9 protein-coding genes are annotated in these 12262 nt (G+C 69.1%); 5 read left to right on the forward strand and 4 right to left on the reverse strand.

The genetic code is table 11. The annotated features are described in order from the left end of the window. Positions 1-100: 100 nt before the first annotated feature. Both clpB and OHN74_RS19550 read right to left on the reverse strand, forming a co-directional pair. Positions 101-2698, reverse strand: coding sequence for an ATP-dependent chaperone ClpB (clpB, locus tag OHN74_RS19545; RefSeq protein WP_327695845.1), 2598 nt, complete (start codon positions 2696-2698; stop codon positions 101-103). 316 nt (positions 2699-3014) lie between these two features. Continuing rightward, positions 3015-3368, reverse strand: a complete 354-nt coding sequence (locus OHN74_RS19550; RefSeq protein WP_327695846.1) for a hypothetical protein — start codon at positions 3366-3368, stop codon at positions 3015-3017. Between the two features lie 339 nt (positions 3369-3707). Here OHN74_RS19550 and OHN74_RS19555 point away from each other — a divergent pair, with 339 nt between their 5' ends. Beyond that, complete coding sequence (locus OHN74_RS19555) at positions 3708-4691, forward strand: helix-turn-helix transcriptional regulator (RefSeq protein ID WP_327695847.1); 984 nt, start codon at positions 3708-3710, stop codon at positions 4689-4691. 15 nt (positions 4692-4706) lie between these two features. Beyond that, positions 4707-5741, forward strand: a complete 1035-nt coding sequence (locus tag OHN74_RS19560) for a helix-turn-helix transcriptional regulator (RefSeq protein ID WP_327695848.1) — start codon at positions 4707-4709, stop codon at positions 5739-5741. On the opposite strand, the gene OHN74_RS19565 is transcribed toward OHN74_RS19560, so the two are convergent. Then, positions 5665-6804, reverse strand: a complete 1140-nt coding sequence (locus tag OHN74_RS19565) for a helix-turn-helix transcriptional regulator (RefSeq protein ID WP_327695849.1) — start codon at positions 6802-6804, stop codon at positions 5665-5667. The two genes, OHN74_RS19560 and OHN74_RS19565, sit on opposite strands and share 77 nt — an antisense overlap. Positions 6805-7208: 404 nt before the next feature. Between OHN74_RS19565 and OHN74_RS19570 the strand changes: the two genes are divergently transcribed. The 3 genes from OHN74_RS19570 (at position 7209) to OHN74_RS19580 (ending at position 10635) form a co-directional block, all read left to right on the forward strand. After that, entirely contained in the window at positions 7209-8756 is a 1548-nt protein-coding gene (locus tag OHN74_RS19570; RefSeq protein ID WP_327695850.1) for a circularly permuted type 2 ATP-grasp protein, read from the forward strand. Continuing rightward, the gene (locus OHN74_RS19575) at positions 8753-9694 is read left to right on the forward strand and encodes an alpha-E domain-containing protein (protein ID WP_327695851.1); all 942 of its coding nucleotides are present in this window, start codon (positions 8753-8755) and stop codon (positions 9692-9694) included. The genes OHN74_RS19570 and OHN74_RS19575 overlap by 4 nt, the downstream gene beginning before the upstream one ends. 98 nt (positions 9695-9792) lie before the next feature. Next, a complete protein-coding gene (locus OHN74_RS19580; RefSeq protein ID WP_327700186.1) occupies positions 9793-10635 on the forward strand; it encodes a transglutaminase family protein in 843 nt (280 codons plus the stop codon). A 169-nt stretch (positions 10636-10804) separates the two neighbouring features. Here OHN74_RS19580 and OHN74_RS19585 read toward each other — a convergent pair whose 3' ends face one another. After that, positions 10805-11932: a sugar ABC transporter substrate-binding protein gene (locus OHN74_RS19585; protein ID WP_327695852.1), complete on the reverse strand. Its 1128-nt coding sequence runs from the start codon at positions 11930-11932 to the stop codon at positions 10805-10807. Positions 11933-12262: the final 330 nt, after the last annotated feature.

Below are 12262 nucleotides of genomic sequence, written 5' to 3' on the forward strand. Positions count from 1 at the left end.
TGAATTTCCCTTCGTACGGATCCCGCCATCCTCTCCCATGCGGGGCGGGGGGTGGCAACCCCCGCCCCCGACGGTTCACCGATGGTTGGCGTAATTCAGCTCAGAGCGTTTTTTCACTGGCCGGACCCACGATCAGGCCCTCCCCGAACGTGTCCACCCGGACCGTGTCGCCATCCTTGACCTCGCCCGCCAGGATCTCCTTGGCGAGGCGGTCGCCGATCGCCGTCTGGATGAGGCGGCGGAGCGGGCGGGCGCCGTAGGCCGGGTCGTTGCCCTCGTCGGCGAGCCAGGCCAGGGCGGCCGGGGTGATGTCCAGGGTCAGACGGCGTTCGGCCAGGCGCTTGGCGAGACGGTCGATCTGGAGGCCCGCGATGCGCTCCAGTTCCTCCCTGTTCAGAGCGGAGAAGACGACCATGTCGTCCAGGCGGTTCAGGAACTCCGGCTTGAAGGAGGCCCTGACCACCTCCAGCACCTGCTGCTTCTTCTCCTCCGCCGAGGTCAGCGGCTCGACCAGATACTGGCTGCCGAGGTTCGACGTCAGGACCAGGATCGCGTTGCGGAAGTCGACGGTCCGGCCCTGGCCGTCCGTGAGGCGGCCGTCGTCCAGGACCTGGAGGAGGACGTCGAAGACCTCCGGGTGGGCCTTCTCGACCTCGTCCAGGAGCACCACGCTGTACGGGCGGCGCCGCACCGCTTCCGTCAGCTGGCCGCCCTCCTCGTAGCCGACGTAGCCGGGAGGCGCGCCGACCAGCCTGGCCACGCTGTGCTTCTCGCCGTACTCCGACATGTCGATGCGGACCATCGCCCGCTCGTCGTCGAAGAGGAAGTCGGCCAGCGCCTTCGCCAGCTCCGTCTTGCCGACGCCCGTCGGGCCGAGGAAGAGGAAGGAGCCGGTGGGGCGGTCCGGGTCGGCGATACCGGCCCTGGTCCGCCGTACGGCGTCCGAGACCGCCTGTACGGCCTCCGACTGGCCGATCAGGCGTCGACCCAACTCCTCCTCCATACGCAGGAGTTTCTGGGTCTCGCCCTGCAGGAGACGGCCGGCCGGGATGCCGGTCCAGGCGCCGACCACGTCCGCGATGTCGTCGGGGCCGACCTCCTCCTTGACCATGGTGTCCCTGGAGGCCTCCACCTCGGCTTCGGAGGCTTCCTCCAAGTCCCTTTCCAGGGTGGGGATCTCGCCGTAGAGGAGTTTGGAGGCGGTGTCGAAGTCGCCGTCGCGCTGGGCCCGTTCGGCCTGGCCACGGAGTTCGTCGAGCTTCTCCTTCAGCTCGCCGACCCGGTTGAGGGACTGCTTCTCCTTCTCCCAACGGGCCGTCAGACCGCGCAACTCCTCCTCCTTGTCGGCCAGATCACGGCGCAGCCGTTCCAGCCGCTCACGCGAGGCAGGGTCGGTCTCCTTCTCCAGCGCGAGTTCCTCCATCTTCAACCGGTCCACTGCGCGCTGGAGTTCGTCGATTTCCAGAGGGGAGGAGTCGATCTCCATACGGAGGCGTGACGCCGCCTCGTCGACCAGGTCGATCGCCTTGTCGGGGAGGAAGCGGGAGGTGATGTAGCGGTCGGAGAGGGTCGCCGCGGCCACCAGGGCGCTGTCGGCGATGACGACCTTGTGGTGGGCCTCGTAACGGCCCTTGAGGCCGCGCAGGATCGCGATCGTGTCCTCGACGGAGGGTTCCGCGACCAGGACCTGCTGGAAGCGGCGCTCCAGGGCGGGGTCCTTCTCGATCCGCTCGCGGTACTCGTCGAGGGTCGTCGCGCCGACCATGCGCAGTTCTCCGCGCGCCAGCATCGGCTTCAGCATGTTGCCGGCGTCCATCGCGGAGTCGCCGCCGGCGCCCGCGCCGACGACCGTGTGGAGTTCGTCGATGAAGGTGATGATCTGGCCGTCGGAGCCCTTGATCTCCGCCAGGACCGTCTTCAGCCGCTCCTCGAACTCCCCGCGGTACTTCGCCCCGGCGACCATCGCACCGAGATCCAGCGACACCAGCCGCTTGTTCTTCAGGGACTCCGGTACGTCGCCCTTGACGATGCGCTGGGCGAGGCCCTCGACGACGGCCGTCTTGCCGACGCCCGGCTCTCCGATGAGGACCGGGTTGTTCTTCGTACGCCTGGACAGGACCTGGACGACCCGGCGGATCTCCTGGTCACGGCCGATGACCGGGTCGAGCTTGCCCTCCCGGGCGGCGGCCGTGAAGTCCGTCCCGAACTTCTCAAGGGCCTTGTACTGGCCCTCGGGGTCGGCTGTGGTCACGCGGCGCCCTCCCCTGCTCTTCTGGAACGCGTCCAGCAGCTTCTTCGCATCGGCGCCCTGCTGGGAGAGTACGTCCCTGGCGGGGCCGCCCTTCGCGGCGATGCCGATGAGGAGATGCTCGGTGGAGAGGTACTCGTCGCCGAGCTCCTTCGCCCGTTCGGCCGCATCGGCGATGACCGAAAGAAGTTCCCGGTTGGGCTGCGGGGGTGCGACGGTCGAGCCGGTCACGCTGGGCAGGCTCGCGAGGACGCGCTCGGCGCCCGCGCGTACGGCCGCCTGGTCGGTCCCGGCAGCGACCAGCAGGTCGACGATGTTCTCGTTGTCCTCCCCCGCGAGCAGCGCCAGCAGCAGATGCGCGGGGGTCAGGTCCGGGTGCCCCCCGGACACGGCCCTGCTGGTGGCCGCGTTGATCGCGTCCCGGCTCCTGTTGGTCAGCTCGGCGTCCACAGTCGCTGTCTCCCTTCCCTGTCCCGGTCGTGACTGACACAGCTAGCGTACACAAAGTTGAGTCTATTCCACTCAAGGTGGGAGGGAGTGGCTGGGCAGACCAAAAACCGCCCATCCCCAATGACGGATGGGCGGTGCAGGGAGAACCGGCGTGCGATTACTTTCGGCCAAGCGAGCGGGCGCGGTACCCACTCCAGGACACCCTCAAACCCTGATATTTCGGCAGAAATAGCAGCGGCGTCACCGTGTTCAGGTCACGGTGACGCCGCTACTGGGGGGAAGCACCTGAGCGATCTACTGCGACGGGGGAATCGCGTCAGGCACTGCGGGGGGTGGCTGAGATGGTCTGTACGTCCTGGAAATCGGGGAGATCCGGGATGTCGGGGTGGTCCAGCCGGTGGTCGCGCTGGTCCAGGTTCACAAAGATCATTCCGTACCGAATCGCACACCGTACTGGCTGCGGCGCCCCCCGAGGCCGCCGCAGACACCGGTATGCCCTAACGTCCTCTTCGTCGTCCCGCGTCACGACGACCGGCTCTCCGAACACGGTCACCATCAGCGAGTCACCGCTGTGGGGGATGGCGGTGACCAGGTCGATGAAGTGCCAGCCGGAGCGGTAGGCGGTGGCCATTTCGCGACGGAAGGAACGGTCGTCGGGTGGAGTTGTCATGTCAATCCCACGTGCTGTCAAACGGAGCGTTGGGGGACTGCGTGACACTGTCACCAGCAATCACGGAGTGCGTGGTCAGCGGCGGCCAGCTACTGTCCGCCCTACTGTCACCATCCGCGCCGGACAGGCCACTCAGTGCTCCGAAAACCAGGACGGCAGAGAAGGCTGCGACAAGCACCCAGCGAAGCATTTTCTTACTCATATTCGGCTTCGTCCTCACTTGAAGGTCCCTCTTTCCCCCGTCGAGTAAGACGATGGCTCATTCGGGCACGTCATGGCCACACAATCGGTGCATCATGTTCCTGCACGTTCAGGACCCTGGGGGGTGGAGATTTGGTGATGAATGGGACTAAAGCGACACATCCCCATGCGGTGACCGAGTTGTGCGAGGAGGGCAGCCGTCTTTATGCGGCCGCCCTGCGCACCGGACGCATCGCTCGCTCAGACGTTTCGAACACGCCATGTCTGATGGAGTTCGTCCTCCTCCAGCCCGACCCTGACGATCCCGCCTGGCTGCGACCAGTACCCCCGTCGGTGGCTCTTACCCAGTGGCTGAGCCCGATAGAGCGCGAGATCAGCGAACGCCGAAGGCGCTCGATCGAGCTGGTCGATTCCTTCGAACCGTTTATGGCCCTCACCACCCAGCCGGCGGAGAGCATGCACGCGATCACCGTGCTGGAGGGCAACGACCGGATCAACGCCGCTCTCAACCTCGCCACGGCCCAGTGCCAGACCGAGATGCTCACCGTCCAGCCCAGCCAGGGCGGCGCCCGCCCCGAGCGCAGTCTCCTCCAGGCGCTGCAACGCGACCGCCCGCTGATCGAACGTGGTGTGAAGCTGCGCACGCTGTATCAGCACACGGCCCGCTACAACCCCGAGCGTCTCGCGTACGTGGACCAGTTCGGCGACGGCAAGGTGGAGTACCGCACGATCGACGAGCTGGTCGAGCGACTCATCATCTGCGACGAAACGGTTGCCTTCCTCCCCGTGCGCGACGACCGGCAGGTCGCCCTGGAGCTGAGGCACACGGGTCTGGTCCGCTACCTCATCAAGGTGTTCGAATTCATGTGGAACCGCGCGGTCCCGCTGAGCGCCGGTGCCCCCTACGAAACCGCGCCCGACGGCCTCACCGACATCCAGCACTCCATCGCCAAGCTCCTCATCGAAGGCCATGTCGACGAGGCCATCGCCCGCCGCCTCGGGATGAACGTACGCACCTGCCGCGCCCACATCGCCAAGCTGGCCACCGCCCTGGGCAGCGGCAGCCGCGCCCAGCTCGGGTTCCTGATCGCGCAGTCGGGGATCCTCGACCAGGGTCACTGAGGAGAGAACCGCCCAGTGACCCCGTCCCCCCATCCCGAGCACGGACCGGACGACCTCTGCGAACCGGCATCGGCTCTGTACCGGCGCGCCCTGCTCGAAGGCCATGTACGCGGCGCCGACGCCGAAGACGCTCCCTGTCTGATCGACCTCGGCCTGCTGCACCCGGCCGTCGACGACCTGAGCCGGCTGGAGCCCGTCGCCCCGTCGGTCGCCCTGCACCGGCTGCTGCGCGGCGCGGCGGAGCGCATCGTGGCCGAGCGACGGCACGAGGAACGGCTGGCCGAGCTGTTCGAACCTCTGCTGCGCGTGGAGACGCCAGCCATGCGGACCGAGGCACCGACGATCAGCGTCCTGCTCGGCAGCAAGCGGATCAACCACGCCATAACCGAGGCCATGGCCACCGCCACCCGGGAACTTCTCTCCGTCCAGCCGAGCATCGAGTACGCCAAGGGGCTCAGCGGGCAGGCGCATGCCGTGGCCATGGATCGCGACCAGGCACTCCTCGACCGGGGGGCCCGCATCCGCACCCTCTACCAGGCCACGACGCGCCACCAGCCCCTCGTCTTCGACCGCTACGAGAAGCTGCGCGGGGACGCGCAGGCCCGTTTCCTCGACGAGGTCACCGACCGGATCCTCGTCATCGACCGCACTGTCGCCTTCGTACCCGACCGGACAGGCCCGGCGGCCTCCGACGTCGCCCTCGAGGTACGCCACCCCGCCCTGATCGCGTACTTCGTCACCGCCTTCGAGGGGCTGTGGCAGCTGGCCACCCCGATGTACCCACAGTCCGTCCAGCTACCGTCCCTCAACGGCGTCACGCCCCGCATGCGGGCCATCGCCGCCCTGCTCGTCGAGGGCCACACCGACGCCGTCATCGCGACCCGCCTCGGCATGAACATCCGTACCGCCCGCGTGCACATAGCCAAGCTCGCCGCCACCCTCGGGAGCGGGAGCCGCGCCCAACTCGGTTATCTCATCGGGCAGTCGGGGATTCTGGAGCAGGAGCCGGGGCGGCGGCCCCCGGCGGAACCGTCGGCGCCGGAAGACTGAGCGCCACGCCGCCGCCCGGCGCGGCGACCGCCGACGGGCCGTCCAGGCCCGCCTGTGCGATCCGTACCCCCAGCTGCGTCCGGCTGACCGCCCCCAGCGTCTCCGAGAGCCGGGCGATGTGCGCGCGGCAGGTGCGGACGCTGATGCCAAGACGCTCCGCGACCACCGCGTCCTGGTGGCCCTCGGCGAGCAGTGCGGCGATGGACCGCTCGCGGTGCGAGATGCCCTCGATGCCCGTGTCGGGGAGCGGGGCAGTCAGCGGGGCGGCCAGGCGCCACAGGCGGTCGAAGACCGTGCCGAGGTACTGCACCAGCGCCGGGTGGCGGATCTCCAGCGCTACCGTCCGCTCCGCGTTCGCCGGGATGAAGGCCACCGTGCGGTCGAAGAGGATCAGCCGCTCGACCACCTCGTCGAGGGTGCGCGCCTCGGCGGCTCCGCCCACCAGTTCGAGGTAGTTGAGCAGTCCCTGACCGTGCCGGGCCACATGGTTGTACAGGCCGCGCATCCGTACGCCGCGTCCGCGCAGTTCGAGCGCCCGGTGCAGGCCCTCGGAGAGTTCGTACTCGCGGCGGATGCCGCCGGGCTGGACGGTGAGCACCTCGGTCGTGCACGCCTGGGTCGCCTCGTCCATCGCGGTCTGGATGCGGGCGAGACCGTCCAGGACACGCAGGGCCGTGCCCTCACCGGAGCCGAACCCGAACCCGTGGCCGGGGCCACCACCGCCGGCTCCTGAGCCGGAACCGGCGTACTGGCTCTGCTCGCCGAGGGCGGTGTACCGCTCGAAGGCCGCGACCGCCGAGCCCACCCGGCCCTGGCTCGCGCTGACCTCGTCGTAGACGCCGCGCAACAGCCGGGTCATGACCTCCTGCGGGGAGGTCGGCACCAGCCAGGCCATGTCGTCGGGGTCCGGGTGCAGGAGGGCGAGTTCGAGCAGACACGGGACCGCCTCGGCGTCCCGGCGCTGCACACGGCCCCGCCGTACGGCCCGGGAATACACGCGATCCCCGGCCTCGCACAGTCGGTCAGCACCGTGTGGATGCTCGTCCGTCCCGTGCCCGGCCATCGCCCCATCCCACTACTGGTTCCAGCTCTTTGCAGCGCCACTATGCGCGGCCCGGACGTGGTCCGCAACACGGCAGGGTCCGTCTCGCGCCCCCAATCCCCTTACTATGTCCGACTTTCGCCCCTCCTCCGCCCGTGTCCCTGCAACAAGCTGACGGTGGTGGGACGTTGCTCCCGGCGGCATTGTGGATGGCGCTTCCCAAGGGCGTGACGGGGGCGCCGCGAGGCGCGAACGGGGGAACGCCCGAAGCGGCCCCGGCAGGATGCCCCCCATCCGGCCGGGGCCATCGGCTGCCCCGCACGGCGCGAGGCGACCGGAGTGAAAGCGCGTGCCACACCTTTCGCGCAAGCTCCCGGAAACCACTCGGAGATCGTCCCGTTACGTCCCGCCCCTACCGTCAGGCCATGGCGGACATATTTGACGCATACGCGTTGGCCGACGCGTGGGACGAGATGTTTGTGCGGCCGGGTGAGGTCAGGACCGCCTACGAGCCGGTACTGGCGGCACTCCAGCCCATCGAACCGACCGAACTGCGCTTCCGGGCCGACCAGATGGCCCGGGCGTTCACCGACCGCGGGGTGACCTACGCCTTCGCGGGTGAGGAGCGACCCTGGCCGCTGGACCTCGTACCGAGGATCCTCGACGCGCTGGAGTGGGATCTCATCCAGCGCGGGGTCGCCCAGCGGGTACGGGCCCTGGAGGCCTATCTCGCGGACGCCTACGGGCCCTGCCGGGCCTTCGAGGACGGTGTCGTGCCATGGCGGCTGCTGCTCAGCTCGCCGCACTTCCACCGGGCCGCCCAGGGCATCGAGCCGCCGGGCGGGGTACGCATCCATGTCGCCGGCATCGACCTCGTCCGGGACGAGGCCGGGGACTTCCGGGTGCTGGAGGACAACGTCCGGGTGCCGTCCGGGGTGTCCTACGTCATCGAGAACCGGCGGGCGATGACCCGCGTCTTCCCGTCCCTCTTCGCCGAGCAGCACGTCGTCCCCGTCGACGGCTACGCGCAGCGCCTGCTGGCCGCGCTGCGCGCCGCCGCGCCCGCCGGGGTCACCGATCCGCGGGTCGTGGTCCTGACCCCCGGTCCGAGCAACGCCGCCTACTTCGAACACGCCCTGCTGGCCCGGCTGATGGGCGTGCAACTGGTCGAGGGGCACGATCTGGTGTGCCGTAAGAACCGGGTGTGGATGCGGACCACGCGCGGTGAGGTACCCGTCCATGTCGTATACCGACGGCTGGACGACGACTTCCTCGACCCGCTCCACTTCCGGCCCGACTCGGTGATCGGCTGCCCGGGCATCCTGAGCGCCGCCCAAGCGGGCACCGTCACCCTCGCGAACGCGGTCGGCAACGGCATCGCGGACGACAAACTGCTCTACACGTACGTACCCGATCTGATCCGGTACTACCTCTCCGAGGAACCGATTCTTCCGAACGTGGAGTCGTTCCGTCCGGATGAGCCGGGGCAACTTGAGGCCGTCCTCGACCAGATCGACCAGCTGGTCATCAAGCCGGTCGACGGTGCCGGTGGCCAGGGCATCGTCATCGGGCCGAAGGCCGACCGGGAGACCCTGGAGCAGTGCCGGGCGGCGGTGGCCGCCGATCCCCGGGGCTGGATCGCGCAGCGCCCCGTCGCACTGTCCACCTCACCCACCCTGGCCGGCGAGCGGATGGCGCCGCGCCACATCGACCTGCGGCCGTTCGCCGTGAACGACGGCAGCGAGGTCTGGGTCCTGCCGGGCGGGCTGACCCGTGTCGCCCTCCAGGAGGGCAACCTCATCGTCAACTCCAGTCAGGGCGGCGGCTCCAAGGACACCTGGGTGCTCGCCGAGGGGCCCGCCGAGACCCCGGACCCGGTACCACCGGCCGGCGCACCGCCCGAGGTCGCCCCGCGCCAGCACGGACCCGACGGCAACCTCACCCTCGTACAGGAAGGGGCGCAGCAGCAGTGAACGACGTGATCCTCTCCCGGATAGCCGAGGCCCTGACGTGGACGGGCCGTTACGTCGAGCGGGCCGACGCCACGAGCCGCATCCTGGACGCCTATCTGCACCGCCTGCTGGAGGACCCCTGGCGCGACGAGGACGCGGCCTGCCGCTCCCTGTACGCCATCCTGGGCGTCGACGCGGGCGGCCAACCCGTCGACATGCAGCAGGTGTTGGACCAGCTCGCCTTCGATGCCCGCTCGACGTGCGCGATCGAGGGCGCGCTCGGGGCGGCCCGGCTCAACGCCAGAAGCGCCCGGGAAGCCGTCTCCTCGGAGATGTGGGAGTGCCTCAACTCGACCTGGCACGCCCTCGCCGACCAGCGGCTCGCGGCCCGACGCACGGGCCCGTACGCCTACTTGGAGCTGGTGCGGCGCAGGTCCGCGCTCTTCTTCGGCCTCGCGGACTCCACCATGAGCCGGGACGACAGCTGGCGTTTCGTGGTGCTGGGGCGCAGCCTGGAGCGGGTGGACATGACCGTACGGCTGCTGTCGGTACGGGTGTTGGACGCCGCCCACGCCCCGGACTGGCCGACCCTGCTGAGCGCGAGCGGCGCCGACGAGGCGTACGCGCGGGTGTACGGCGGTTTCGGCGACACCCCGAGAGTGGCCGAATTCCTGCTCCTGGACCGGGACTTCCCGCGCTCGGCGCTGCACGCGCTGACCACGGCCGAGGAGTGCCTCGCGGCTCTGGGCCGCCCGCGCCAGGACCCGGCCCGACGCCCGATCGGACGGCTGCGCACCCGCCTGGAGTATCTGGACTCACAGGCCATGGAAGACCAACTCCCTGTGCTGCTGCGGGACTTGCAGACCGCCTGTATGGCCTCGGCGGAGGCGGTCGCGGAGAAGTTCTTCCCGTACCAGGGGCCCGTGGAGTGGGCCCAGGAAGGAGCGCGAGCAGTATGAGCAGCAATGGGACGGGCAGCATGGCGAACAGTGGGTCGAGCGGCGGGGCGAGTGGCGGGGCCGGTCGCATGGCGATCAACGCGCCGACGAACTCGGCGATGACCCGCCGGCTCCGTATCCGGCATGTCACCCGGGTCGCGTACGCGCAGGCCGCGGTCTCCTCGCACAACGAGGTCCGGATGACCCCGCTGACGCTCCCCAACCAGACGACGCTGGACGCCCGGGTGACCGTGAACCCGACGACGCCGACCTGGTCGTACTGGGACTACTGGGGCACGCAGGTCACGGGTTTCGACCTGATGGACCCGCACGCCGATCTCACGATCACCGCCCAGAGCCTGGTGGAGACGGCCCCGCCGGGCCCCCTGGAGCCCGCGCCGAGCTGGGCCGAGGTGGCCGACCGGACGGCGAACTCCCGGCTGCTGGAGTACGCGACGGCGACGGGCCGGACGACGGTGCCGCCCGAACTGGTGGCACGGGCGCGCGAGGTGGCCGTGGGCCTCGACCCGCACGAGACGGCGACGGCGGTGTCGTCGCTGGTCGCGGACCGGGTGTCGTACCTGCCCGGCACGACGGGCGTGAACACCTCGGCGGCGGAGGCGTGGGAGCAGGGCGCGGGCGTCTGCCAGGACATCGCGCATGTGACGATCGCGCTGCTGCGGGGTCTGGGCCTGCCCACCCGCTATGTCTCCGGCTACCTCCACCCCGAGCGGGAGGCGGAACTGCACCGCCCGGTGGCCGGCCAGTCCCACGCCTGGGTCGAGTACTGGGCGGGCGACTGGTGCGGCTACGACCCGACGAACCGGACGCGCGCCGACGAGTCCCATGTGGTGGTCGGCCGGGGGCGCGACTACGACGACGTGACACCGCACAAGGGCGTGTACCGGGGGGTGGCCGGGGGGCCGCCGGAGGTGACGGTGGAGTTCACGCGGGTGGCCTGAAACGGCCGTATGAGATGTGCGCGCCCCGGGGCAGGTCGGTGCCCCGGGGCGCGCGCCCGTACCGGCGGGCGGGGTGCGGCTACGCACACCCACCTACGCCCACTTATGACTACTTACAACTACTTACATACACTTGCACCTGTTTACGGCAACTTTCGGGCGTTGTCGGCTACTTCAGGCCGAGCGCCTCGCACTCGTCCTCAAGCTTCGGGGTGCAGATCTCGGCGAGCTTGTAGATGCCGTCCTCGATGACCGTGCTCTTGATGTTGGCCTTCGTCAGGGCCACGACGCTCACCAGCTGGGAGGGGACGTCCTTGTTCGTGGGGCTGTCGACCTTGTCCCGGGTGAGGGCGTCGAACTGGATGTCGCGGCCCTGGATGCGGGCGACGGCCATCTCGGCCGCCGTCTGGGCCTCCTGCGGGTACGACTTGTAGACGCTCATGTACTGCTCGCCGGAGATGATCCGCTGCACGGCGGCCAGTTCGGCGTCCTGCCCGGTGATCGGCGGCAGCTTGGTGACGCCCGCGGCCTCCAGGGCGTTGATGATGCCGCCCGCCATGCCGTCGTTGGCGGAGTAGACGCCGGCGATGTTGTCCTTGCCGATGGCGGCGATGGCCTTCGTCATGTTCGCCTGGGCGTTCTCCGGCTTCCAGTCCTTGGTGTCGAAGGACTGCGCGATCGTCACCTTGCCGTTCAGCTCGGAGAGGGCGCCCTCCTTGAACTGCGCGGCGTTCGGGTCGGTCACCGACCCGTTCATCATGACGATCTTCTTCGACTCGCCGACATCACCGCCGAGCGCCTCCAGGAGGGAACGTCCCTGCACCTCGCCGACGAGTTCGTTGTCGAAGGAGATGTACGCGTCGATGGGGCCCTCGGCCAGCCTGTCGTACGCGATGACCGGGATCCCGGCGTCCTTGGCCTTCTTGACCTCGCCCGCGATGGCGTGCGCGTCCACGGCGTCGAGGAGCATGACGTCGACCTTGTCGTCGATCATCTGCTGCATCTGGCGGGCCTGCTTGGCCGCGTCCGCATCGGCGTTGGCGTAATCGACCTTGCCCTGGCCGCTGGTGAGCGACTCGACCTTGCTCTTGATGATCGGGTAGTCGAACTTGTCGTAACGGGTGTTCGCCGTCTCCGGAAGCAGCAGCCCCACCGTGATGTCGTTGCCCTTGGCGGGCGTCGCCTCGCCGGCGTCCCCGCCGGCGTCGAGGGTGCCGCAGCCCGCGGCAAGGGAGACCGCGACGGCGGTGGCGGCCACGGCGGTGGCGGAACGACGCAAACGAGCCACACGACTCATGTGAATCGGACGAGCCGGACGAGTCAGACGAAACATTCGGGTGCTCACTTCAGGTGCTTTCCGGACGTGGACGCAGCAGTGCGGCCCATGTGTCTGAAAAGACAACGCGGGCGAGCCCACAGGCGTCAAGCGGAACTACTCATCCGGAGTGCAACGTCACACTCCGTCGCCAGCGTGAAGAAGTGGCGGAAGCCTGCACAAAAGGCCTTCGCACAGCCTCCATGAAGTGCCCGGCCAGAGTGCGAACAGACCCATCCAAGATCCGTACAACCAAGCGCATACCTCACGAGTCCTGATCATCGACGGCTCGATTCCGCCGTTCTCGACGAA

Source organism: Streptomyces sp. NBC_00459 (assembly GCF_036013955.1).
Lineage (GTDB): Bacteria > Actinomycetota > Actinomycetes > Streptomycetales > Streptomycetaceae > Streptomyces.